Origin of the sequence: Sediminicola luteus, assembly GCF_040566555.1 — a bacterium.
GTDB lineage: Bacteria > Bacteroidota > Bacteroidia > Flavobacteriales > Flavobacteriaceae > Sediminicola.
This window is the reverse complement of the sequence record NZ_JBEWYP010000003.1, coordinates 269,537-293,383: the sequence shown is the minus strand read 5'-3', so window position 1 is coordinate 293,383 and position 23,847 is coordinate 269,537. Positions and strand designations below refer to the sequence as shown.

General features: G+C 37.7%; 22 protein-coding genes. 16 read left to right on the top strand and 6 right to left on the bottom strand.

What is annotated here, in order from left to right; translation table 11 throughout:
• The first annotated feature begins 51 nt into the window (after positions 1 to 51).
• Positions 52 to 1,218: a proline dehydrogenase family protein gene (locus ABXZ32_RS07595; protein WP_354618074.1), complete on the top strand. Its 1,167-nt coding sequence runs from the start codon at positions 52 to 54 to the stop codon at positions 1,216 to 1,218.
• Positions 1,219 to 1,240: 22 nt separating this feature from the next.
• On the opposite strand, the gene ABXZ32_RS07590 is transcribed toward ABXZ32_RS07595, so the two are convergent.
• Genes ABXZ32_RS07590 through ABXZ32_RS07580 form a run of 3 tightly spaced genes read right to left on the bottom strand, consistent with a single transcriptional unit; the run spans position 1,241 to position 3,412 of the window.
• The gene (locus tag ABXZ32_RS07590) at positions 1,241 to 1,624 is read right to left on the bottom strand and encodes a DUF4258 domain-containing protein (protein WP_354618073.1); all 384 of its coding nucleotides are present in this window, start codon (positions 1,622 to 1,624) and stop codon (positions 1,241 to 1,243) included.
• A 3-nt stretch (positions 1,625 to 1,627) separates the two neighbouring features.
• Positions 1,628 to 2,827, bottom strand: coding sequence for an alanine dehydrogenase (locus tag ABXZ32_RS07585; protein WP_354618072.1), 1,200 nt, complete (start codon positions 2,825 to 2,827; stop codon positions 1,628 to 1,630).
• Positions 2,828 to 2,869: 42 nt separating this feature from the next.
• On the bottom strand, positions 2,870 to 3,412 hold the full coding sequence (locus ABXZ32_RS07580; RefSeq protein ID WP_354618071.1) for a hypothetical protein: 543 nt from the start codon (positions 3,410 to 3,412) through the stop codon (positions 2,870 to 2,872).
• 858 nt (positions 3,413 to 4,270) lie between these two features.
• Between ABXZ32_RS07580 and ABXZ32_RS07575 the strand changes: the two genes are divergently transcribed.
• Positions 4,271 to 5,215: a hypothetical protein gene (locus ABXZ32_RS07575; protein WP_354618070.1), complete on the top strand. Its 945-nt coding sequence runs from the start codon at positions 4,271 to 4,273 to the stop codon at positions 5,213 to 5,215.
• A 154-nt stretch (positions 5,216 to 5,369) separates the two neighbouring features.
• On the top strand, positions 5,370 to 6,623 hold the full coding sequence (locus tag ABXZ32_RS07570; protein WP_354618069.1) for a hypothetical protein: 1,254 nt from the start codon (positions 5,370 to 5,372) through the stop codon (positions 6,621 to 6,623).
• A gap of 133 nt (positions 6,624 to 6,756) precedes the next feature.
• Here the strand turns inward: ABXZ32_RS07570 and ABXZ32_RS07565 are convergent, their stop codons facing one another.
• The 3 genes from ABXZ32_RS07565 to porX all read right to left on the bottom strand — a co-directional run bounded on the left by ABXZ32_RS07565 (position 6,757) and on the right by porX (position 9,439).
• On the bottom strand, positions 6,757 to 7,140 hold the full coding sequence (locus tag ABXZ32_RS07565) for a hypothetical protein (RefSeq protein ID WP_062054263.1): 384 nt from the start codon (positions 7,138 to 7,140) through the stop codon (positions 6,757 to 6,759).
• Positions 7,141 to 7,466: 326 nt separating this feature from the next.
• Entirely contained in the window at positions 7,467 to 7,874 is a 408-nt protein-coding gene (gene tsaE, locus ABXZ32_RS07560) for a tRNA (adenosine(37)-N6)-threonylcarbamoyltransferase complex ATPase subunit type 1 TsaE (RefSeq protein ID WP_354618068.1), read from the bottom strand.
• 20 nt (positions 7,875 to 7,894) lie between these two features.
• The gene (gene porX, locus ABXZ32_RS07555) at positions 7,895 to 9,439 is read right to left on the bottom strand and encodes a T9SS response regulator signal transducer PorX (protein ID WP_354618067.1); all 1,545 of its coding nucleotides are present in this window, start codon (positions 9,437 to 9,439) and stop codon (positions 7,895 to 7,897) included.
• 37 nt (positions 9,440 to 9,476) lie between these two features.
• On the opposite strand from porX, the gene ABXZ32_RS07550 reads away from it, so the two are divergent.
• The 13 genes from ABXZ32_RS07550 to hisC all read left to right on the top strand — a co-directional run bounded on the left by ABXZ32_RS07550 (position 9,477) and on the right by hisC (position 23,825).
• The gene (locus ABXZ32_RS07550; protein ID WP_354618066.1) at positions 9,477 to 10,706 is read left to right on the top strand and encodes an HD domain-containing protein; all 1,230 of its coding nucleotides are present in this window, start codon (positions 9,477 to 9,479) and stop codon (positions 10,704 to 10,706) included.
• A 23-nt stretch (positions 10,707 to 10,729) separates the two neighbouring features.
• Positions 10,730 to 11,755 carry a UDP-3-O-(3-hydroxymyristoyl)glucosamine N-acyltransferase gene (gene lpxD, locus ABXZ32_RS07545; protein WP_354618065.1) on the top strand — a complete coding sequence of 342 codons (1,026 nt, stop codon included), beginning with the start codon at positions 10,730 to 10,732 and terminating at the stop codon, positions 11,753 to 11,755.
• Positions 11,748 to 13,148 (top strand): bifunctional UDP-3-O-[3-hydroxymyristoyl] N-acetylglucosamine deacetylase/3-hydroxyacyl-ACP dehydratase, encoded by a 1,401-nt coding sequence (locus tag ABXZ32_RS07540; protein ID WP_354618064.1) that lies wholly within the window; start codon positions 11,748 to 11,750, stop codon positions 13,146 to 13,148. The genes lpxD and ABXZ32_RS07540 overlap by 8 nt, the downstream gene beginning before the upstream one ends.
• Before the next feature lies 1 nt (position 13,149).
• Positions 13,150 to 13,935: an acyl-ACP--UDP-N-acetylglucosamine O-acyltransferase gene (gene lpxA / locus ABXZ32_RS07535; protein WP_062054251.1), complete on the top strand. Its 786-nt coding sequence runs from the start codon at positions 13,150 to 13,152 to the stop codon at positions 13,933 to 13,935.
• A 5-nt stretch (positions 13,936 to 13,940) separates the two neighbouring features.
• The gene (gene efp / locus ABXZ32_RS07530) at positions 13,941 to 14,507 is read left to right on the top strand and encodes an elongation factor P (protein WP_062054250.1); all 567 of its coding nucleotides are present in this window, start codon (positions 13,941 to 13,943) and stop codon (positions 14,505 to 14,507) included.
• Between the two features lie 76 nt (positions 14,508 to 14,583).
• Complete coding sequence (locus ABXZ32_RS07525) at positions 14,584 to 15,516, top strand: UDP-3-O-(3-hydroxymyristoyl)glucosamine N-acyltransferase (RefSeq protein ID WP_354618063.1); 933 nt, start codon at positions 14,584 to 14,586, stop codon at positions 15,514 to 15,516.
• 74 nt (positions 15,517 to 15,590) lie between these two features.
• Complete coding sequence (sucD, locus tag ABXZ32_RS07520; protein WP_354618062.1) at positions 15,591 to 16,463, top strand: succinate--CoA ligase subunit alpha; 873 nt, start codon at positions 15,591 to 15,593, stop codon at positions 16,461 to 16,463.
• 154 nt (positions 16,464 to 16,617) lie between these two features.
• Positions 16,618 to 17,364: a 3-oxoacyl-[acyl-carrier-protein] reductase gene (gene fabG, locus ABXZ32_RS07515; protein WP_354618061.1), complete on the top strand. Its 747-nt coding sequence runs from the start codon at positions 16,618 to 16,620 to the stop codon at positions 17,362 to 17,364.
• A 91-nt stretch (positions 17,365 to 17,455) separates the two neighbouring features.
• The gene (locus ABXZ32_RS07510) at positions 17,456 to 19,489 is read left to right on the top strand and encodes a VWA domain-containing protein (protein WP_354618060.1); all 2,034 of its coding nucleotides are present in this window, start codon (positions 17,456 to 17,458) and stop codon (positions 19,487 to 19,489) included.
• Between the two features lie 14 nt (positions 19,490 to 19,503).
• Positions 19,504 to 20,319 (top strand): prohibitin family protein, encoded by an 816-nt coding sequence (locus ABXZ32_RS07505; RefSeq protein WP_354618059.1) that lies wholly within the window; start codon positions 19,504 to 19,506, stop codon positions 20,317 to 20,319.
• A 243-nt stretch (positions 20,320 to 20,562) separates the two neighbouring features.
• Entirely contained in the window at positions 20,563 to 21,420 is an 858-nt protein-coding gene (hisG, locus tag ABXZ32_RS07500) for an ATP phosphoribosyltransferase (protein ID WP_354618058.1), read from the top strand.
• On the top strand, positions 21,420 to 22,709 hold the full coding sequence (gene hisD, locus ABXZ32_RS07495; protein ID WP_354618057.1) for a histidinol dehydrogenase: 1,290 nt from the start codon (positions 21,420 to 21,422) through the stop codon (positions 22,707 to 22,709). Before hisG ends, hisD begins: the two co-directional genes overlap by 1 nt.
• A gap of 60 nt (positions 22,710 to 22,769) precedes the next feature.
• On the top strand, positions 22,770 to 23,825 hold the full coding sequence (gene hisC / locus ABXZ32_RS07490; protein WP_354618056.1) for a histidinol-phosphate transaminase: 1,056 nt from the start codon (positions 22,770 to 22,772) through the stop codon (positions 23,823 to 23,825).
• Positions 23,826 to 23,847 lie beyond the last annotated feature (22 nt).

Sequence of the window (23,847 nt, the reverse complement as noted above, 5' to 3'; positions counted from 1 at the left end):
ATAAAATAAATATTCTGTACTTATATTTGGCCCATTACGAAATTGACAATAATGGATCAAATTTTTGAAAATACCGCAACGGCTTTTGCATTAAAAACAGACTCCGAATTGGAGAGAGCCTATTTTTTATTTAAGATGATTGCCAATGAACCATTGGTGAGAATTGGCTCTGCTGTTACTAATTTTGCCATAAAGGCCCATTTGCCTGTGGAAGGATTGATACGAGCTACGGTATTTGACCATTTTTGCGGCGGTGTCAATGAACAGGATTGTTTACCGCTTATTGAAAAAATGCACCAAAAAGGGGTTTCATCGGTATTGGACTATTCCGTTGAAGGAAAGGACGTGGAAAACCAATTTGATTTTGCCTACGAGAAAATAATGGAAATCCTCAATTTTGTAAAAGAGAAAGAGGGGATTCCGTATGCAGTTTTTAAGCCTACCGCTTTTGGTCGCTTTGCGATCTACCAAAAAATAGGGGAGGGAAAAACCTTAACGGAAGCTGAAAACCAAGAATGGCAACGTATCATCAACAGATTTGATAAGGTATGTAAAAAGGCGCATGATATGGATGTGGCCCTTTTGATTGATGGGGAAGAAAGCTGGATGCAGGATGCTGCAGATAGTCTGGTTGAGGATATGATGGTAAAATACAACAAAGAAAAACCTATTGTCTTCAACACTTTGCAAATGTACCGTTGGGATAGGATGGATTATTTGAAGAAACTACACCAAAAGGCCAAAGAAGAGAATTTTAAAATAGGGTTTAAAGTGGTTCGTGGAGCCTATATGGAAAAGGAGAACGATAGGGCAGAGGAGAAAGGTTATCCTACACCTATTTGTGAATCCAAAAAAGCCACAGATGAGAATTTTGATGCTGCCATAGAATATATTGTAGAGCATCTGGACGTTATTGCCCTCTTCTCGGGAACCCATAACGAATTGAGCTGTTATAAATTAATGGAGCTCATGGACAAAAACAGCATTGCCCATAATGATCCCAATATTTGGTTTGGCCAATTATATGGTATGAGCGATAATATCTCCTTTAATCTGGCTGCACATGGGTACAATGTAGCCAAATACCTGCCATTCGGACCGGTAAGGGATGTAATGCCCTACCTTATACGAAGGGCAGAAGAAAATACCTCTGTATCAGGACAGACTACAAGAGAGCTTACCTTATTGAAAAAGGAGCGTACGCGTAGAAAAATATAAATCTAGGAGAACCAGTTGAATTTTAGAACTGGGTAATCCGTTCCACTAGAACCTTTGAAGGGCAATTTTTAACTTCTAAAATTGCCTTTTTCTCTTTTATAGCGCCTTCTATAACATAAGTTCTGCATGGTACAGCCTTCGCATTGCTTTTTCCAAAATCTATATCCCCATCCCTAAAAAAGGTTTCGATATCCAAAGTGTCTAGTTTATTGGACGCTAAGAGTTCGTTAATGTCCTCGGAATACGCAATAGGTTTGGACCTTAAGTCCTTTAAAACCCTACAGTTTGGAAAATAACAGAAAGATGTTCCTGTTTCTTCCGTTTTTTTCTTAAAAAAGAAGGTAAGAAATACTATTCCAATAGAAAGACCGACCAAAAAGAAGCCGAGTCGTTTTAAAAATGCCATACACTAAAAAATAAGAAAATTGATATCGCTATAAGAAAGGTCATACCATTCCCCAACCGATTTGTTGGTCAAAATACCGTGGTACAAATATAGGCCATTTCTTAGTCCTTTATCAAATCTCAAGGAATTTTCAAGTCCACCGTCTTCCCCTATTTTCAAAAGATAGGGCGTAAAGATATTACTGATGGAAATAGAAGATGTTTTTGGATATCTGGAAGGGATATTGGGTACCCCATAATGGATGACGCCAAATTTTTCTCTGGTTGGCTTATCGTGCGTGGTTATTTCACTGGTTTCAAAACACCCGCCCATATCAATACTCACATCAATGATGACGGCCCCTTTTTTCATGTGCTCCACCATGGTACTGGTGACCACAATAGGAGACCTGTCCTTTCCACGGGTAGCTCCAATGGCTACATCACAGCGTTTTAAGGCCTTTAGAAGATTTTTAGGCTGTATGGTAGAGGTATAGACCGTTTGTCTTAAATGGGTCTGTATGTTTCGGAGCTTGGTAATGGAGTTGTCGAACACCTTTACATTGGCCCCCAAGCCAATGGCAGATCTGGCAGCAAATTCCCCTACCGTGCCAGCACCTATAATAACCACTTCAACAGGGGGAACCCCACTGATGTTGCCAAACATAAGGCCATTACCTTTATTGGTGGCAGCCATAATTTCGGAAGCTACCAAAACAGACGATATTCCAGCAATTTCACTTAATGACCGTACGGCCGGGTATTTCCCATCATCATCCAAGATGTACTCAAATGCAATGGCAGTGACCCTTTTCTTGGCCAGTTCCTCAAAATATTTTTTGGATTGTGTTTTTATCTGCAGGGCAGAAATAATGGTTGCCTGCGGATTTAATAGTTGTATTTCGGAGTGGGTAGGTGGTTCTACCTTAAGGATAAGGGGACAGGAAAATACTTTCTTGGTGTCCCTGGTGATTTCGCCTCCGGCATTGGTGTAATCTATATCTGAATAATTGGCTCCTTCTCCTGCTCCGGATTCTATTAATACCCTATGTCCATGTGCGGTAATGGCATTTACGGCATCTGGGGTTAAACAAATACGTTTTTCCTGGAATTGGTTTTCCTTGGGAATCCCAATATAGAGTTCTCCTTTTTGTCTTAAAACTTCTAAAGTTTCTTCTTGTGGCAGTAATTGTTGCTTGCTAAAAGGTGAAGAAGGTTGGTTCATAAGTTGTAATTGAACGTGCCAATAGGCACATCATCTTCAAATTTACAATTTTTTTGTTTTAAGTGCTTCTTTCTCCATTCGTAAACGTTCCCTTTCTTGAAGCATTTTTAATTCCGCATCCATAGCATCCAAATCTATGCCATGCACATGCTTATCATAAAGCTTAATCCTAATAAAATATACAATAGGGGTAATGACCATACATACAGGTAAGATCCAAAGGACATTATCTGTGTCTACATAATCATCGGATCCATAGACCGTTTCAAAAATTTGAAAGGAATACATACATATAGGGATCAAAATGATATGGTACCACCAGTCCTTAGAGGTAAAAAACCAAATAATAAATAAGTATAAGGGAATAATTTTCCCTACCATAAACCAGCCATAAAGCTCCATTGTGCCAAAGCCGTTACTGTCAAAGGTCATTCCAAGAAAAGTAAATGTTGCACCTTGTTCTTTGGGCAGATACTCATGTGCCTTGAATATAAATGGGGCCAATATGATCAAGAATACCATTAAGGATTCTATGAGTAGTTTCTTTTTGGCCTTCTTTGTTTTGGGGGTCTCTTGTTCTTTCATTAATGTAAAAATCTAGCGTATGAAACTATAAAACGCAAAAAAGGGTAATTTATGATTACCCTTTTTAAAAATTTCAAAAAAAAACAATTACAGATGTTTATCCGTTACCATTCCCTTTGTTAATTAGCGTTTTGTCGATGCCTTGCTCGTACAATGCATCATCACTAGCTGTACTGGAAGTACAGGAAGCAACAAGCAATGTTGTGGCGGCGACAACAGCGAAAAAAATCTTTTTTGTGTTCATCGTAAAAAGTTTTTAGTTAATAAAATTTCATCTTCAATACAAATGTAGGAAAAAAATTACAAACAATTTGCATTACAACGACAAAATAATACATTTAATCGATAAAAAAAATACTTTCATCGAATTTAGTGTCTTTTCATGGAAAATGTACAATAATATTTTGACTTATCCGATATGTAGTCCTACAAAATGTTTTAACACTTAATATAATATAGGCTATCTTTTCTCTCAAAATATGAGACTTACAATAGGCCCTTATTCTTTATGGTTACTATTAATCCATAACCTGAATGGTACTATGTCGATATATTATATTAAATCTAATGAATTAAACTATTTTTGAATTGTTGAATGTCATACCCATAAAATATAGCCCCCAGCTTCTACTTACCTTAAGTATTGCACTTTTACCCTTATTGCTATATGTGTATTTATGGATACCAGATTCTTATACTTTATCTATTTTTTCATACTCCATTAGGATCACTGAATTTATATCATATTATGTTTTAGGGAAGCTGTATGTAATTTTATTATTGGGATATTGGTTTATCTCAGAACCGAGGATTTGGCGGTATTGTTTGATACCGGGACTGTTATTGACCATCTTCCAAATGGTTGCTATATTATGGGGCCCGGACATGGGCTATGGTATTTTATCCTTAGTAACTTTACTTTGCGGTTCCCTATATTTTCTTTTATTGATAGTCCTGTCTAAGCGTTTTACCACCCATTTGCAAAACTCCTTATCTGTTGTGACCAGCGACATTATTTTTTTGATAAAAACCATTCAAGATCGTAAGCTTGTCCTTGCCATAAAAGAGAGAACGATAGATAAACTAAAAACACAACCCGTAGAATCTAAAAAGGAATCAGGGCTAGGTAAAATTAAGGATTTGCAATCGAATCGTGAATTTGGATCGGAATCAACTGCATTGTCAAATAATCATAATAATTTGACCAAAGCGAACATAATTGGCATTGTTACTGTTCTTTTGATCTTACCTGTTTTATTTTATTCCTACAAATTGGTTCCCAATGATATTGTGGAAGTACAAATATTTGGATTTTCATATAATGCGGGGTTTCCGACCTTTCAGACTTTCGTATACTTTGTTTGTTTGAAAATGTTCAGTTTAATTTACCTATTAACCTGGTTTCTTACTTGTAAACACATTTGGAGATATGGTGTGCTGATCAATTTGTTAATTGTGGCCTTTCAGCTGGTCTCCATTGTAAATCCAAGTATTTCCCAGGCTCTCGATGAACATGAACTTTATTATTCTTTTCCTTTTATTGTGCCCATACTGTTACTGATGTTACTATTGTTCAAAGTGAACACCTATCAAATGCAAATTAGGGAGGCAGATGGGAAATTGGAATATGAGATCACAAGAATAATTGAAAAACATCAATCATCTGATATCAATGAAAAGTTTGCAATTCCTTTTCAGCAATTGTCAAAAGAAAAGGAATATTTGCGACCAAAAGAATATGAGGAAAGGTTGGCACTTCTTAGAAATAGATTGGTTTTGGAATTGAAAACACTTCAGCATTAGGCCTTTCAATAAACGTTTTACAATATTCTTTTAAAGAACCTCTTTTCTAATTATTTTATAAAATTTTATACTAAAATGTAAGTTTTAGCGCTTAGAGTATAATCTTTATATTCATTTCAAAATTCAACTTTTGTAGGTTGTTCATTAGATTTTTATGGCTGAACAGAAAAGGGAGAGAAATAGCTTATGGAAGAAAAAAATGTCAGTGGATGTCCTTATTGCGTTCGCAATTATATTGCTGCCTATAACACTATACTCACACATATTTACAAATTCTGATACGTCAGGAGTATATAGAATTGGCAACCTGATCATTAAACATAGTTTTCTAAATAATCAGGCGTTGGTATGGTTTAATCTTTCAATGCTTATACCATTACTTCTCTATATTATTTGGTTTTTTACTTCTCATTTTGTTTGGAAATATTTTATTTTAAGCCCAATAGGGCTATTTCTATTTGAGTTGATATATGAAGGAGGAGTACTAAAAAAAAGCTCTCAGAATTTAATACCTATTATAATTTTTATAATGGTATTCTTACTTTCTTTGGTTCTTCTTGATCGAAGGTTTTATGGTTTTAGATTCAACAACATTGGACGAGATATTGATACGGGTGCACCGGTAATTAAAAATTATAAGAACATATATGCTAATTTGCGTGTACACAAAAATAAATTGGAGCGAGTGCAACACCAAACTTCTGCACAAGGCTATTTGAAAAAGTTATACGGAGCGATAGAAGTTTTAAATACAGAAATGGATTTTTCCGTAAAAAAAGCAAAAAAGCGTAAGAGGATACGGCAGGTATTCGAATTAATTAGTTCCATTTTGCTAATTTCAATCCCAGCCATTTACTATGTTGATACTTTAATTCCTATAGGAATAAAAACATATCAATGGGGTTGGTTTGTAATTCATGATTTTGGTTTTAATGGAATACACATGTTCTTGTGGTATTTAAATTTAAAACTATGTGTACTGATTCCGTTGATGATTTGGTTTATTAGTTGTAAAAACTGGTGGAGGTATTCTTTATTGGTGCCAATTATTATATATTCATTTCAAATTTGGGAAACTGTTCAAAGTACATCTGGTCCTGTAGATCAATTTGAACTTTTTAAAGCGTTGCCTGCAATCCTATTTATCGTAGGACTACTTCTTGTTTTATCTTATTTTGTCCAATATCGCTACAAGATTTATGATATTTATTTGGATCTGACCCAAGAGATAAATGATCTGGTAAGTCGGTTGGGCTCAAGCAACAGTACGGTTATTGAAAAAAAGGTATTATTGGATCAACTAAAAGAAACTACGATTTCTGAAGTTACTGCTACAGAACGGATGGAAGCTCTTGTGAAACTTAAAGAATCCCTTATTTCCGAATTGGACAAGAAGAAAGAAAAATAAAGATCTTCCTCTTTTTTAAATTAAATATGGTGTAAATCCCATCGAAACAAGCCAATAAAAAAAGCTTCCTTAATATTAATTAAAGAAGCCTTAGCTGTTGAATAGAATGCTAAAAAAGTAGAATAGGGGGGGACTAATCTTTACTTTTTGTCTTTTCAATTTCTTGGGTCACATCCAAAAGAAGTTTTTGTAACTCATTTTCCTGGCGCTCCCTAATTTTTTGCTCAATTATCTTTTCAATTTCCTGTTGTTTGGTGGCAGGCAATTGATCGAATTCCAAAGACTTGGATTCTGCACCTTTTTTAATCATTTCACCTTCACCCGTCATCAACCAAACTAAATTTAATTGTGGATACGTTCTAATGATTGTTTCAATGACATCACTACCAATTGAGGCATGATTTTTTTTCATCCTTAAAGTATAACCGTTTCCGGCCCCTATGGACAAATCAAACTGTCGGGCACTTAATCCCGCGTATTTGATGAATTGTGTTAACCGATCTATAGTTTTTATCATAATGGAGGATTTTGTTGTAGATATAAATCTATAACGTTATCGAATATACAAACAAATATAGGTAAATAATGAGTGGTATAAAATTATTATTGAGATAAAATTCAATTAATTTTGTGGTTTGTAGGACTTTATCTTCATTTTTGGTAGTTTATTCTGTATGAATGGTGCATTTATCCATATAATTTTTTGTATTCATAGAAAATAAAAAATCAAGACTTTATTCTTCGTTCGTAAAGATTTATTACTACAATCCCATGTGATTCATACTTTTTAGCAGCTTAATTGTTTTTAATTAGAAGCAATTATTGGAATAAAAATGAAGTTGCCTAATTGCCAAAGGTTATGTTCCGGGTCTTGTGATCTACAATTTCTATGAACAGATTTGTACAATCTTCAGGAATATAGGATGGAACTTTTTCCGGCCATTCTATAAAAACCCATGCCCCGGAATATAAATATTCTTCTACGCCAAAATCCAAGGCTTCTTCCTCGTTTTCCAATCGGTAAAAATCAAAATGGTACCCCAATAACTCATTGGTGGTTGTATGATATTCATTAACGATCCCAAAAGTTGGGCTGTTGGCATTGCCTGCGCCACCCAATTCTTTTACCAAGGCTTTTATAAGGGTAGTTTTACCTGCCCCCATGGGACCATGAAAGCAAATCACCTTCGATTTGGCCGATGCCACTATTTTTTTTGCCACTTCGGGCAGCTCCTTTTCTGAATACATCATAATAAAATAATCTAAACTGCCTATCTAGGCTCAAGAACTATAAACGGTATAATAACCTCTTCCAATGAAACGCCCCCATGCTGATAGGTGTTTCTATAATAACTCACATAGTGGTTATAATTATTGGGATAGGCAAAAAACAAATCGTTCTTGGCAAAAATAAAAGAACTGCTCACATTTATAGTAGGAAGATTAACGTCTTTTGGATTCCTAATTTCTAAAACATCCTTCTCCTCATACGTAAGACTTCTCCCTGTTTTATATCGTAAGTTAAGACTCGTCTCCTTGTCTCCTATGACCTTTGAAGGCTGTTTTACATTTATGGTACCATGATCTGTGGTAATGATCAATTTGAGCCCCATATTCTGTGCTTGTTGTATAATTTCCAGTAAAGGGGAGTTTTTAAACCAGCTAAGGGTCAAGGATCGATATGCTTTGTCATTGGATGCCAATTCCTTGATGACCTCCATTTCTGTCCTAGAGTGGGATAACATGTCCACAAAATTATAGACAATCACCGTTAAATCATTTTCCTTGTGGGATTTGAAATTTTGGGATAAGTGTTTTCCTTGTTTTAAACTGCTTATTTTATGGTAATCCCATTTTAGGTCTAACCCCAACCGCTTTAATTGTGTTCCTAAGAATTCAGCTTCAAACAAATTTTTCCCACCTTCATCCGTATCATTTTTCCACCAATCTGGATACTTCTTTTCCATATCCAATGGTGTAAGTCCAGAAAAGATTGCATTTCTGGCGTATTGGGTAGCTGTTGGGAGTATGCTATAATAAGGTGTTTCCTTTTTCTTTTTATAAAAGGTGTTCAAAGTGTCTTCAAAGGCCAGCCATTGGTCATACCTCAAATTATCTATAACCACCAATAAGGTCTTGTTGTCCTTTAGTTCTGGCTTAACCAATTCCTTGAACAGGGTATGCGACATTACCGGTGCATCCCCGCCTTGGTACCAATCTTCATAGTTTTTCTCCATGAATTTACAGAACTGGGCATTGGCCTCCGTCTTCTGGGATTCCAATATTTCGAACATACCAGAGTCTTCAATTTCTTCCAAACGAAGTTCCCAATATATAAGCTTCTTATACAGCTCTGCCCATTCTTCATAGGAGTTCACCATAGAAAGATCCATGGATATTTTCCGGAATTCTTGCTGATAGTTGGCTGTGGTCTTTTCGGACACCAACCTAGAGTGGTCCAAATTCTTTTTAAGTGATAAAAGGATCTGGTTGGGATTTACTGGCTTTATTAGGTAATCCGCTATTTTAGAACCTATGGCTTCCTCCATAATTAACTCTTCCTCACTTTTTGTAATCATCACCACAGGTAAGGAGCTATTGATGATCTTAATTTCATTCAGTGTTTCCAAGCCCGATATTCCAGGCATGTTTTCATCCAAAAAGACAATATCTACCTTACTTTTGGTAAGTTCTTCCAAGGCTTCTTGTCCACTTAAACAGGTAATTACTTCGTAATTTTTGCTTTGGAGGAATATAATATGTGGTTTAAGTAGATCAATTTCATCATCTACCCATAGGATTGTAATCTTGTTCATTTAGTGCTTATATTTGCTGCCTTAAAGATTCGTAATTTTGATTAAATCAAACAAACTTAAAATTTTTAATGATCCAATTTACGGATTTATTAGCATACCCAATACTCTAATTTTTGACCTGATCGCCGAACCCTATTTTCAGCGATTGCGAAGAATTTCACAAATGGGATTATCTTCTTTGGTGTATCCAGGAGCAACCCATACCCGATTTCATCATGCTTTGGGGTGTATGCATCTCATGCAAAAAGCCATACAAGTACTTCGTTTTAAGAAGGTTGAGATAACTGAGCAAGAAGAGGAAGGCCTCTTATGTGCCATCTTATTACATGATATAGGACACGGTCCTTTTTCCCATGCCATGGAGCACAGTATTGTGGAAGGGGTCAACCATGAGCGGATATCCCTTCTTTTCATGGAAAAACTGAATATGAAGTTTAACGGAAGTTTAACTACGGCCATTCAGATCTTCAATAGGGCCTATCCTAAAAAATTCTTGAATCAATTGGTGTCCAGTCAGCTCGATATGGATCGAATGGATTACCTTAAAAGAGACAGTTTTTATACTGGTGTTGCCGAAGGAAATGTGAGTTCTGATCGATTGATTACCATGCTCAATGTGGTGGATGGGGAATTGGTCGTAGAGGAAAAAGGTATTTATTCCGTAGAGAAATTCCTGATGTCCAGACGTTTCATGTACTGGCAGGTATATCTGCACAAGACCGGTTTGGTGGCGGAAAAGTTGTTGATCAGCGTTCTTAAAAGGGCCAAAGAGTTATTGGAGAAAGGGGAGGAACTAGAATGCAGTAAACCCTTGTTGTTTTTTATACAGCATAAAATTAATGAGGGTAATTTTGATGACGATACTTTGGAGATCTTTGCCAAATTGGACGATGTGGACATCCTATCAGCTATAAAATTATGGGTTGGGCATCCCGACTTTGTACTTTCAGAATTGTGCGATATGATCATCAATAGAAGATTGTTGACCATTAAAATGAAAAACAAGCCAATTGATGATGAAAAGCTCCAAAAGCAATTCCAAAAAATAAAAAAATCTTATAACCTTACCGATGAGGAAACTGCGTATTTTGTTTTTAGTGGGAAGATTGGAAACAAGGCCTATGACCAAGATAGGCAGAACATTAATATCGTAAGAAGAAATGGTAGAATCACCGATGTGGCCAAGGCTTCAGACCATTTAAATTTAAAAGCGCTTTCCAAAACAGTGACTAAATATTATATCTGTTATCCCAAAGTTGACGTTTAACTATTTTTCTTACTTTTGTCCTCATGAAATTTACAGCTAGCCAGATTGCGGGTATATTGGAAGGTGAGGTTGAAGGTAACCCTGAAATCACTGTTCATAAGCTATCCAAAATTGAAGAAGGCGAGGACGGTTCCCTTACCTTTTTGGCTAATCCCAAATATACTCCCTACATTTATTCTACCCAGGCTTCCATTACCATAGTGAACAGGAGCTTTAAACCAGAGCATGTTTTAAAGACTACCCTGATCAAGGTGGATGATGCATATGAGTCTTTCTCCAAATTATTGGAGTATTACAATCAGGCAAAGAATATTAAGACTGGAATTGAGAACCCTGTTTTTCTTTCAGAATCAGCATCTTACGGAACTGGATTATACCTAGGTGCTTTCTCGTATGTGGGGGAATATGTGAAAATGGGCAATGACGTAAAGATCTACCCAAATGTTTATATTGGTGACAATGTTACCATTGGCAATAATGTCACCGTTTTTGCTGGGGCCAAAATTTACTCAGATACCCAAATTGGCAATAATTGTGTTATACATAGCGGGGTAATATTAGGTGCCGATGGATTTGGGTTTGTACCCAATGGCAGTGGAGAATTCAGCAAAGTGCCACAGACAGGGAACGTAGTATTGGAAGATAATGTAGATGTAGGCGCGGGCACTACTATAGATAGGGCCACCTTAGGTTCTACCATATTAAGAAAAGGTGTTAAATTGGATAACCAAATCCAAATTGCGCATAATGTGGAAATTGGGGAACATACGGTAATAGCCGCACAAACGGGTATCGCTGGATCTACAAAAATAGGTAAGAACTGTTTGATAGGAGGACAAGTGGGCATTGTTGGCCATATTGTCATTGGAGATAGGGTGAAAATCCAGGCACAATCCGGAATAGGTAGAAATATCAAGGATGGTGAGATTTTACAAGGGTCACCTTCCCTACATTATGGGGATTTCAATAAATCCTATGTACATTTTAAGAATTTACCGAAGCTTGTCAATAGATTGGAAGAACTAGAAAAAAATAAAACCAGTGAGTAAAACAACTGCAAAACAAAGGACTATAGAGAAGGAGATTACACTATCCGGTGTTGGATTACATACCGGAGAGAATGTCACAATGAAATTTGTGCCTGCTCCTGAAAATCATGGCTACGCCTTCAAAAGAGTTGATCTAGAAGGGGACCCCATCATTGAGGCCGATGCCAATTATGTGGTGAACACCCAGCGCGGTACTAATTTAGAAAAAAATGGGGTCAAGATTCAAACCTCAGAGCACGTGCTAGCTGCTTTGGTAGGTCTGGAAATTGATAATGTCCTCATAGAGCTCAACTCGTCTGAACCACCCATTATGGATGGTTCCTCCAAATTTTTTATAGAAGCTTTGGAAAAAGCCGGCATTGTGGAACAAGATGCTGTTAGGAATGAATATGTAGTAAAAGAGGTCATTACCTATAAAGATGAGGCCACCGGAAGTGAAATAACCATTATTCCTTCAGATGAATACCAAGTGACCACTATGGTCGATTTTGGAACCAAAGTATTAGGGACCCAAAATGCTACCTTGGAGCGTTTATCAGATTTTAAAACAGAAATAGCCCCAGCACGTACCTTTAGTTTTTTACATGAACTGGAAATGTTGTTGGAGCATGGGTTGATAAAGGGAGGTGATTTAAATAACGCCATTGTATATGTAGATAAGGAGATTTCTGAATCCACCATGTTGAAACTACAAAAAGCCTTTAAAAAAGAAAAGCTTTCGGTTAAACCAAATGGCATTTTGGACAATCTTACCCTGCATCATCCTAACGAGGCCGCAAGGCATAAATTATTGGATGTTATTGGTGATCTCGCTTTGGTAGGCACAAGAATACGAGGTAAAGTCATTGCCAATAAACCCGGACATTTTGTGAATACCCAATTTGCACAGAAATTGTCCAAAATGATAAAAATGGAGAAAAGGAACAGCGTTCCTACCTATGATCTCAACCTGCCACCCTTGATGGATATCCATCAAATTATGGCCATGTTGCCACATAGACCTCCATTCTTATTGATCGATAGGATTTTAGAGCTTTCTGATAGTCACGTTGTTGGGATGAAAAACGTGACCATGAACGAACCGTTTTTTGTAGGACATTTTCCCGATGCTCCTGTAATGCCTGGAGTTTTACAAGTGGAGGCCATGGCCCAGACCGGAGGGATCTTGGTATTGAGTACTGTTCCCGATCCTGAGAATTATCTGACTTTCTTTATGAAGATCGATAATGTAAAATTTAAACAAAAAGTATTGCCAGGTGACACCCTGACCTTTCACTGTAGCCTGATTACGCCTATAAGAAGAGGAATATGCCATATGCAAGCTTATGCTTATGCAAACGGTAAACTGGTTTGCGAGGCAGAAATGATGGCACAAATAGCAAAAAAGAAATAATATGAACCAACCACTGGCGTATATACATCCAGGGGCAAAAATCGCCAAGAATGTGGTGGTGGAGCCGTTTACGACTATTCATAATAACGTTATTATCGGCGAGGGAACTTGGATAGGATCCAATGTAACCATAATGGAAGGGGCCAGAATAGGAAAAAATTGTAATATTTTTCCAGGAGCCGTAATTTCAGCAACGCCCCAAGACTTAAAATATAAAGGAGAAGAAACTACCGTGGAGATTGGTGATAACACCACCATCCGGGAATGTGCTACCATTAATAAGGGGACTTCAGACAGAATGAAAACCAAAATAGGCAAGAATTGCCTGATTATGGCTTACTGTCACGTAGCCCATGATTGTTTTATTGGTGATAATTGTATCTTCTCGAACAACTCTACCTTGGCCGGACATGTTACCATAGGTGATAATGTGATATTGGCAGGTCTGGTTGCGGTTCATCAATTTGTATCAATAGGTCACCACGCTTTTGTAACTGGAGGCTCACTGGTAAGAAAAGATGTTCCTCCCTTTGTAAAAGCTGCTAGGGAACCCTTATCTTATGTAGGGATTAATTCAGTAGGCCTAAGGCGCAGGGGATTCGAATCTGATAAGATCAGGGAAATCCAGAATATTTATAGAATACTGTACCAAAAAAACTACAACAATTCCCAGGCTGTACAGATCATAGAGGCAGAGATGGAAGCAACTCCGGAAAGAGATGAGATTTTACAGTTTATAAGAGATTCCCAGAGAGGGATAATGAAAGGATATTTTAGTACAAATTAATTTATATGGCATCTACATCAGATATTAGAAAAGGTTTATGCATCAGGTATAACCACGATATTTTTAAAATTATTGAATTTTTACACGTTAAACCGGGAAAAGGTCCTGCTTTTGTTCGTACAAAACTTAAAAGTGTCACTACTGGAAAGGTGATTGACAATACTTTTTCTTCCGGACATAAAATTGAAGATGTTCGCGTGGAGACCCGTACCTACCAATTCCTTTATTCGGAAGGGGAAACGTACCACTTTATGAACACCGATGATTACAACCAAATTACACTTCAGGAAAGTTCATTGGATGCTCCAGGATTATTGAAAGAAGGTGAAATGGTGACCATTTTGTTCAACACCGAGGATAGCATGCCCTTGTCCGTTGATATGCCAGCCAGTGTTGTATTGGAAGTTACCTATACAGAGCCAGGTGTAAAGGGTAATACCGCTACCAATGCCACAAAACCGGCCAAAGTAGAGACTGGAGCCAGTGTAAATGTCCCTTTGTTTATCAATGAAGGTGATAAAATAAAAGTGGATACAGAGAAAGGCGCTTATATGGAGCGCGTAAAAGAATAATCCAGTTAATCATATATAGGTGTTTAGCTTTTGGAGGAAAACTCTTTTTGTTAAACACCTTTTTTAATATCAAACAATGAAATTTCCCATTCCTTATTCCTTAAAACAGATTGCTGGCATTATCAATACAAAGTATGTAGGGGATGATGACTTCCCAGTTTTAGGGATGAACGAAATTCATGTGGTGGAAGCTGGGGACATCGTTTTTGTGGATCATCCAAAGTACTATGATAAGGCCTTAGATTCAGATGCTACCGTTGTACTCATCAATAAGGAGGTTGCTTGCCCGGAAGGGAAGGCACTTTTAATTTCTGATGACCCATTCCGGGATTTTAATACGTTGACCAACTTTTTTAGGCCATTTGAAAAATCGGCCAGCAATATAGCTCCCTCAGCAAAAATTGGGAAACATACAACTATTCAACCCAATGCCTTTATTGGGAACAATGTGGTCATTGGGGAACATTGTGTTATTCATTCCAATGTCTCCATTTATGATAATTGTGTTATTGGAGACCACGTTACCATCCATGCAGGTGCCGTCTTGGGGGGAGATGCTTTTTATTATAAAAACCGTCCTACCGGGTACGACAAATTACTATCGGGAGGTAGGGTAGTAGTAGGGGATCATGTAGATATTGGGGCTTTATGCACCATAGATAAAGGAGTTACAGGGGATACCACCATTAAAAAAGGATCCAAGTTGGACAATCAAGTTCATGTAGGCCACGATACCGTGATAGGGGAGAAATGTCTTATTGCCTCCCAAACGGGAATCGCCGGATGTGTTGTAATCGAGGATGAAGTAATCCTTTGGGGACAAGTGGGCGTTATCAGTGGGATCACCATCGGTAAAAAAGCAGTGATCATGGCCCAATCTGGGGTATCAAAATCATTGGAGGGAGGCAAGAATTATTTTGGTAGTCCGGCTGAAGAAGCAAGGGAGAAATTGAAGCAATTGGCCTATGTAAAACAAATCCCTTTCATCTTGGATAAATTGAAGGAATAAATAAGCAAGCGAATACTTTAGAAATCGTTTTTTAAGACATATTTTTGTAAACCAAAAAATAAACCAAATATAGAATGAGCGTTTTAGTTAATAAGGACTCGAAAATTATTGTACAAGGTTTTACAGGTAGTGAAGGTACTTTTCACGCCGAACAGATGATCGAATACGGAACCAACGTAGTTGGGGGTGTTACTCCAGGTAAAGGAGGTCAAGAGCATTTGGGAAGACCTGTTTTCAACACTGTAGAGGAAGCTGTAGAGAAGGTAGGAGCGGATACAACTATTATTTTTGTACCACCCGCATTTGCTGCAGATGCCATTATGGAAGCTGCTGAGGCAGGAATTAAAGTTATTATTACTATTACCGAAGGTATCCCTGTAGCTGATATGGTGAAGGTTTACGACTATATAAAAAGTAAAGATTGCAGATTGATAGGTCCTAACTGTCCAGGAGTAATTACCCCAGGAGAGGCTAAAGTAGGCATCATGCCAGGTTTTGTCTTTAAGAAAGGGAATATCGGAATCGTTTCAAAATCAGGGACATTGACATACGAAGCTGCTGACCAGGTAGTGCGTCAAGGATTGGGGATTACTACCGCAATTGGAATTGGTGGAGATCCAATCATTGGTACTACTACCAAAGAAGCTGTTGAATTATTGATCAACGATCCAGAAACACAATGTGTGGTTATGATCGGAGAGATCGGCGGTCAATTGGAAGCTGATGCTGCACACTGGTACAAAGCTAGTGGTAGTAAAAAGCCAATTGTAGGTTTTATCGCAGGTGAAACTGCTCCTGCAGGAAGAACAATGGGCCATGCAGGTGCTATTGTTGGTGGTAGCGATGATACAGCTCAGGCCAAGAAACGTATTATGAGGGAATGTGGAATCCACGTAGTAGATTCTCCAGCAGAAATTGGTTTAAAAGTAAAAGAAGTAGTAGGATAACAATTGTCATATTAAAAATATAGGATTCAGTAAATGAATCTCAAAAAAATCCCTATCATTCTGAATTAAATTCGGGAGGAATAGGGTTTTTTTTTCGCCTTATCTGAAACATAGCCTATATTTGAATATCAACTTAAGTAAACAAAAGAATCACATGAAGCTTCTAGAAGGAAAAAATGTTATTATTACTGGTGCCAGTAGAGGTATAGGTATGGGGATTGCCAAGGTTTTTGCAGATCATGGTGCCAATGTAGCCTTTACCTATAGTTCCAGTGAGGCACCTGCCCTTGAATTGGAAAAAGAATTAACGGCTAAAGGCGTTAAGGCTAAAGCATACAAAAGTAATGCGGCCAGTTATGAGGACTCAGAAAAATTGGTTGGCAAAATACTGGAAGATTTTGACAGTATAGATGTCTTGATCAACAACGCTGGTATTACAAAGGACAATTTGCTTATGCGTATGTCCGAAGAAGATTTTGATGCCGTTATAGAAATCAATTTAAAATCTGTTTTCAATATGACCAAGGCTGTACAACGTACCATGTTGAAGCAGCGCAAAGGTTCTATCATCAATATGAGTAGTGTTGTTGGGGTAAAAGGGAATGCAGGACAGACCAATTATGCGGCCTCAAAAGCAGGAATGATAGGTTTTACCAAATCTGTGGCTTTGGAACTTGGTTCCAGAAACATTCGTTGCAATGCTATTGCACCAGGATTTATAGAAACGGAAATGACAGACAAATTGGACGCTAAAGTAGTTCAGGGTTGGAGAGATGGCATTCCACTTAAGCGCGGTGGTTCGCCGGATGATGTTGCAAATGCTTGCTTGTTCTTTGCTTCGGACCTTTCAGCTTATGTAACGGGACAAGTTTTAAATGTTGATGGAGGAATGTTGACATAGCCAGAAATTTTAGGGTAATGATTTTACATCCTTTACTTTTAAAAATAAGGAGATTTTTCCCCTTGGCTATCAAAATGAATTTATAAATTATATGCAGACATCTTCAGTACTATTAATTTTGCTCGCGGTTTTGTTCGCATTCGGAATAGTACTGATTCAATATTTTTACAAGACCAAAGGGAGTAGGAAACTTAAAGTTTTCCTCTCCCTTTTACGTTTTCTGGCCATCTTCGGCGTCCTATTGTTATTGATCAATCCTAAATTTACCAAAACAGAATACGAGATTGAAAAGTCCAATTTGGTAGTATTGGTCGATAATTCCACCTCTTTAAAGGAAATCAATAAAAACGCCAATATTGATTCCCTGCTCAATAAAATTGCCAAAAACGAAGACGTTTTGGATCTGTTCAACCTTGAAACCTTCAGTTTTGGGAACGGTTTGGAAGCTCTGGACAGTTTAAGTTTTACGAAAAAAAGCACCAATATCGCCAATGCGCTGAATTCTATCAATACCTTATTTGATTCCTCCAATACGGCTGTCATAATGATAAGTGATGGAAACCAGACAGTTGGAGTAGATTATGAGTTTTACGGTTCCCCCAATAAAATTGCAGTGTATCCGGTAGTGGTGGGCGACACAGCAACCTATGACGACATAAGAATCTCCCAAGTCAATGCCAATAAGTATGCCTTTCTTAAAAATAAATTCCCCTTGGAAACATATGTTGCTTATGAAGGAGAGGGCAGTATAAATACAGTGGTCCGTATTATGATTGATGGGAAAGTTGTGGCTACGGAGACGGTAAATTTATCAAAAACGGACAATTCCAAAAGGATAAATAGCCTTCTGGAGGCAAAAACAGTCGGAGTTAAGGAAATAAAAATTACGGCAAGTCCTTTAAAGAATGAAAAGAACATAGTCAATAACCAACGTGAAATTGCATTGGAGGTCATAGATGAAAAAACCAATGTGGCCATCATTTCAGATATACTCCATCCCGATATAGGGGCATTAAAAAAGGCTATTGAAAGCAATGAACAGCGTAGGGTAACATTGTTTAAGCCTGGCACGGACGTAACTAAACTGGATGATATCGATCTGTTCATTCTTTACCAACCCATAAGTAGCTTTAAGCCAATATATGACTTTGTAAGGACCAAAGAGGCACAAATATTCACTGTAACGGGTTCTAAAACCGATTGGCGCTTTTTGAATTCTGTACAAAATAGTTTTGAAAAGAATACCTACAATCAAACTGAAGAGATTTTTCCTGTACTAAACCCCAATTTCTCAATTTTCAACAATTCTGAATTTTCCATATCCAATTTTCCACCTTTGGAAAGTGATCTGGGGGAGATCCTGATCACAAAATCCCATGAAACCGTGTTGGACCAGCGCATCAAGGGGGTAGAGGTAGGAGAGCCACTGTTGGCAGTTATTACAGATGGTACCAGAAAGGAAGCGGTCCTGTTTGGAGAGAATATATGGAAGTGGAGAATGCAGAGTTTTAGAAACGACCAAAACTTCAATAATTTTGATGAATTAATGGGCAAGTTGGTATTTTACCTGGCTACAAATAAGGCCAAGGAACGATTAACGCTCGATTATAATACGATATTCTCTGGTGCCGGCGATGCCAAAATTAAGGCGTCTTACTTTAATAAGACTTATGTATTTGATTCAAATGCCTCTCTAACCATTACCATCAAACGATTGTCGGATAACGCTGTACGGGAAATACCTATGTTATTGAAAAATGGGTATTATGAGGCAGATCTGGAAAATTTCACTAGTGGCTCTTATGAGTTTAAGGTAAGTGTGCAAAATGAAAATATTTCGAAATCAGGAGGTTTTAAAATTCTGGATTTTGATGTTGAAAAACAATTCTCATCCAGTAATTATCTAAAGATGGGAAGATTGGCGCAAAATACAGGCGGCAGACTTTTTTACCCAGAGAAGACTGATAATCTTATAGCGGAGTTAATTAATGATAAACGTTATTTGCCAACCCAAATAGGCAGGCAAAATGTTGTATCTTTAGTCGATTTTAGAATTTTATTGGCCATAATTATTGCTGCACTTTCAGCAGAATGGTTTTTGAGAAAATATAATGGATTAAGTTAAATTAAATATAGAAAATGGACAAATTACCTAAGATTGCATTACCTGCAATATTTATTATTATTTTACTAGTTATTCTAATTACTAAATCGGCTGTTACCATTGGATCAGGTAAAGCAGGTGTATTATATGAAACTTTTGGGGGAGGTGTTGTTACTGATGAGCCTGCCATGGGCGAGGGTTTCCATATAGTAGCCCCTTGGAACAAAGTTTTTATTTACGAAGTAAGACAACAAGAAGTATTCGAAAAAATGAATGTACTATCCTCCAATGGATTGGACATTAAATTGGATGCTTCAGCTTGGTTTGAACCTAAAAGAGAATTCTTGGGAAAATTACACCAGGAAAAAGGAGAAGAATACATTCAGCGTGTATTATTGCCAACGATAAGATCTGCTGCAAGAAGCGTTGTAGGACGTTATACCCCGGAACAATTATATTCCAGTAAAAGGGATGCCATACAGGCAGAAATTTATGAGGAAACCAAAAAAATTGTGGACGGTCAGTACATTCAACTAAATGAAATTTTGGTGCGCGATGTTACTTTGCCATCTACGATCAAGGATGCTATTGAGCGTAAGTTAAAGCAAGAGCAGGAATCCTTGGAATATGAGTTTAGACTGGTTACAGCCTCAAAAGAAGCCCAAAAAGTTATAATTGAAGCTCAGGGTAAGGCAGATGCCAACCGTATTTTAAGTGCTTCTTTAACGGATAAAATTCTTCAGGACAAAGGGATAGAAGCTACCATTAAATTAGCGGAATCTCCAAACAGTAAAGTAATTGTTATCGGTTCTGGAGATAGCGGGTTGCCAATAATTTTAGGTAATCAGTAGTATTTTAACATTTTTGAAATAAAATGTGAGGTATTAATTTTTCAAGATTAAAAATTAGTATTATTTTTGCGTCATTATGAAAAAGCAAAGTGTACATCATCATCATTTCTTTACTTGCAATCAGGCGAGCTAGAAATGTATTGTTGTAACTAAAATATATTCTAACCCGTTTGAGCAATCAAACGGGTTTTGTTTTTAACATCCTGTTTGTTTTGTTCAGATCAAAAAACAAAAATTAAACACATGAAAAAAATTAAAATTGCTATTCAGAAAAGCGGACGCCTAAATGAAGATTCCCTACAAATTTTAAAGGATTGCGGTATCTCCATCGATAATGGGAAAGATCAGCTCAAGGCTTCCTCAAGAAATTTCCCCTTAGAAGTGTTTTATCTTAGAAATGGTGACATCCCCCAGTATTTAAGGGATGGAGTAGTGGACATTGCCATTATAGGCGAGAATGTATTAATTGAGAAAGGGCAGGACATAACAGTAGCTGAAAAACTTGGTTTTTCTAAGTGCAAGGTTTCCCTGGCCGTACCAAAGTCGGTCAAATACCAATCGGTAAAGGATTTTGAAGGCAAAAGAATTGCTACCTCCTATCCAAATACCGTTGAGAGCTATCTAAAAGAAAAAGGGGTTAAGGCAGATTTGCACATTATCAGTGGATCAGTGGAAATTGCACCCAACATTGGCCTTGCCGATGCCATTTGTGACATAGTATCCAGTGGTAGTACCCTTTTCAAAAACAATTTAAAGGAGGTGGAGATAATGCTTCATAGTGAGGCTGTTTTGGCAGTTTCACCAGAGATTTCAGAGGAAAATACGCTGCTCTTGGAAAAACTACGTTTTAGAATTCAATCGGTTTTAAGAGCCCGTCAATCTAAGTATGTGTTATTGAATGCCCCAAATGAAAAACTGCAGGAAATTATTGCCCTACTGCCGGGAATGAGGAGTCCAACAGTCTTGCCTCTGGCAGAAGAAGGCTGGAGCTCCGTGCATACTGTTATCAATAAAGACAAGTTCTGGGAAGTGATCCAGGAATTAAAAGAGGCAGGAGCTGAAGGTATATTAGTTTGTCCAATTGAAAAAATGGTCCTGTAATGAACAAAATTTATAATCCTGAAAGAAAGGACTGGGAAGCTGTTTTAAAGAGGCCAACACAAGAGGTTGATCAAATTGAGGGTATTGTCAATCAGATTTTCAAAGAGATAAAGACAAATGGTGATGAAGTTATAAAGAAGTACACCCAACAATTTGATGGGGTCGCTTTAGAGAATAACAAAGTCACGGAACTAGAATTGGAAGAAGGGATAAACTTAGTTTCAGAAGAGCTTAAAAATGCCATCCTTCAGGCAAAAAGTAATATTGAAGTTTTCCATAAGGCCCAAAGGACTTCTAAAATAGAGGTGGAGACCACCGAGGGAGTGGCTTGTTGGCAGGAGAAAAGACCAATTCAAAAGGTTGGACTTTATATTCCCGGCGGTACAGCACCTTTGTTTTCAACGATTTTAATGTTAGCGGTTCCTGCTGCCATTGCTGGTTGTAAGGAAGTGGTTTTATGTACGCCTCCCAACAAGGAGGGAAAAATTAATCCAGCTATATTATATACGGCCAGTCTTTGTGGAGTAACTCAAATTTTCAAGGTAGGGGGTATCCAGGCAATTGCTGGAATGACTTTTGGAACGGAGACCCTGCCCAAAGTCTACAAGATCTTTGGACCTGGAAACCAATATGTGACCGTTGCCAAGCAGATCGCCACTAAATTTGGAGTTGCCATTGATATGCCTGCCGGACCCAGTGAGCTATTGGTCATGGCCGATGATTCCGCTAATGCTGCATTTGTAGCCTCGGACTTATTGAGTCAGGCCGAACACGGTGTGGACAGTCAGGTTATTCTCGTTTCCACGTCCAAGCAACTCATAGAATCAGTTGAAAAAGAGGTAGAAACTCAAATTGAAGTACTCCCCAGAAAGGAGATAGCAATACAGGCTATTGCCAATAGTAAGTTGATATTTGTTGAGGAAGAGCAGACAGCCATTGACCTAATCAACGAGTACGGCCCTGAGCATTATATCCTTTGTGTGGAAAATGAGGCTTTCTTTTTGGAAAATACCTTCAATGCAGGTTCGGTATTCATAGGTAATTATACCCCGGAAAGTGCTGGGGATTATGCCTCGGGCACCAACCATACTTTGCCTACAAATGGGTACGCCAAACAATACAGTGGGGTGAACCTGGATAGTTTCATGAAAAGTATGACCTTTCAAAAGATTTCTGATAAAGGTATCCAAGCAATTGGAAGGACCATAGAGGTTATGGCAGAAGCGGAAGGGTTGCTAGCACATAAGAATGCCGTTACCCTTAGGCTAAAAAGTTTGAAAAATAATTAATTTATCCGGAACCAGTTCGAAGCACTAAATTTTCGGTAATTGGTCCTTGTGGCGTAGACTATGAAAATAGAAATAAATATAAATAATCTGGTTAGGGAAAATGTAAAGGGACTCAGTCCTTACTCCTCTGCAAGGGATGAGTATGTTTCCGATGGATCTCAGATGGTTTTCCTGGATGCCAACGAAAATCCATTTGAAAATGGGGTCAATAGATATCCAGATCCACAGCAGCGGAGCCTAAAGGCTGTTTTGGCTTCCCAGAAAGGTGTTGATGTATCACAGATACTTCTTGGAAATGGGAGTGATGAAGTGCTCGATCTACTTTTTAGGGCATTTTGCGAGCCTAGGGAGGATAATATTATTTCTCTACCTCCAACATATGGGATGTACAAAGTGCTTTCCAATATTAATAACATAGAAAATAGAGAGGTTTTACTAACTGAAGATTTCCAGCCGAATGTGGCAGAAATCCTTAAGGCAATGGATCAAAGGAGCAAGCTCTTATTTGTTTGTTCGCCTAATAACCCTACTGGAAATGGTATCTCAAGTGCCTATATCCATGAATTATTGACTAAATTTAATGGTCTGGTCGTTATCGATGAAGCTTATATAGATTTCTCTAAGGATGCTAGTTGGATTGGTGAATTATCCCAATACCCTAATTTGGTCGTTACCCAAACCCTTTCTAAAGCTTATGGTCTTGCGGGAATTCGACTAGGGATCTGCTACGCGTCGTCAGAAATAATTGCGGTGCTCAATAAGATCAAGCCGCCGTACAACGTCAATGAACTGACCCAACAGCGAGCCCTAGAAAGACTTCAGAATACAGAGAAGGTGCAAGAGGAAGTAACGAATATCCTAAAGGAGAGAAGTGTATTGGAAGCGGTATTGGCGGACATGAATTTTGTAGACAGGATCTATCCTACCGATGCCAATTTTATTTTAGCCAAAGTAGATGACGCTACCAAAAGATACAATCAATTATTAGAGGCTGGAATTGTGATCAGAAATAGGACCACACAACCCCTGTGTTCAAATACCTTAAGATTTACGGTAGGGACTGCAGCGGAAAATAAAAAATTAATAGAAAAATTAAAGGAATTAGATAACCAATAAAAAAATCCCAAAGCCCTCTTTT

Bases quoted from the DNA above. Each gene is read 5' to 3' on its own strand.
- ABXZ32_RS07590 (WP_354618073.1), bottom strand. From the start codon at position 1,624: ATGGCATTTTTAAAACGACTCGGCTTCTTTTTGGTCGGTCTTTCTATT.
- ABXZ32_RS07585 (WP_354618072.1), bottom strand. From the start codon at position 2,827: ATGAACCAACCTTCTTCACCTTTTAGCAAGCAACAATTACTGCCACAA.
- hisD (WP_354618057.1), top strand. From the start codon at position 21,420: ATGAACAAAATTTATAATCCTGAAAGAAAGGACTGGGAAGCTGTTTTA.
- ABXZ32_RS07575 (WP_354618070.1), top strand. From the start codon at position 4,271: ATGGTTGCTATATTATGGGGCCCGGACATGGGCTATGGTATTTTATCC.
- ABXZ32_RS07525 (WP_354618063.1), top strand. From the start codon at position 14,584: ATGAAATTTCCCATTCCTTATTCCTTAAAACAGATTGCTGGCATTATC.
- lpxD (WP_354618065.1), top strand. From the start codon at position 10,730: ATGAAATTTACAGCTAGCCAGATTGCGGGTATATTGGAAGGTGAGGTT.
- porX (WP_354618067.1), bottom strand. From the start codon at position 9,439: ATGAACAAGATTACAATCCTATGGGTAGATGATGAAATTGATCTACTT.
- ABXZ32_RS07580 (WP_354618071.1), bottom strand. From the start codon at position 3,412: ATGAAAGAACAAGAGACCCCCAAAACAAAGAAGGCCAAAAAGAAACTA.
- ABXZ32_RS07595 (WP_354618074.1), top strand. From the start codon at position 52: ATGGATCAAATTTTTGAAAATACCGCAACGGCTTTTGCATTAAAAACA.
- fabG (WP_354618061.1), top strand. From the start codon at position 16,618: ATGAAGCTTCTAGAAGGAAAAAATGTTATTATTACTGGTGCCAGTAGA.
- lpxA (WP_062054251.1), top strand. From the start codon at position 13,150: ATGAACCAACCACTGGCGTATATACATCCAGGGGCAAAAATCGCCAAG.
- ABXZ32_RS07570 (WP_354618069.1), top strand. From the start codon at position 5,370: ATGGCTGAACAGAAAAGGGAGAGAAATAGCTTATGGAAGAAAAAAATG.
- hisG (WP_354618058.1), top strand. From the start codon at position 20,563: ATGAAAAAAATTAAAATTGCTATTCAGAAAAGCGGACGCCTAAATGAA.
- sucD (WP_354618062.1), top strand. From the start codon at position 15,591: ATGAGCGTTTTAGTTAATAAGGACTCGAAAATTATTGTACAAGGTTTT.
- hisC (WP_354618056.1), top strand. From the start codon at position 22,770: ATGAAAATAGAAATAAATATAAATAATCTGGTTAGGGAAAATGTAAAG.
- ABXZ32_RS07565 (WP_062054263.1), bottom strand. From the start codon at position 7,140: ATGATAAAAACTATAGATCGGTTAACACAATTCATCAAATACGCGGGA.
- efp (WP_062054250.1), top strand. From the start codon at position 13,941: ATGGCATCTACATCAGATATTAGAAAAGGTTTATGCATCAGGTATAAC.
- ABXZ32_RS07510 (WP_354618060.1), top strand. From the start codon at position 17,456: ATGCAGACATCTTCAGTACTATTAATTTTGCTCGCGGTTTTGTTCGCA.
- ABXZ32_RS07505 (WP_354618059.1), top strand. From the start codon at position 19,504: ATGGACAAATTACCTAAGATTGCATTACCTGCAATATTTATTATTATT.
- tsaE (WP_354618068.1), bottom strand. From the start codon at position 7,874: ATGATGTATTCAGAAAAGGAGCTGCCCGAAGTGGCAAAAAAAATAGTG.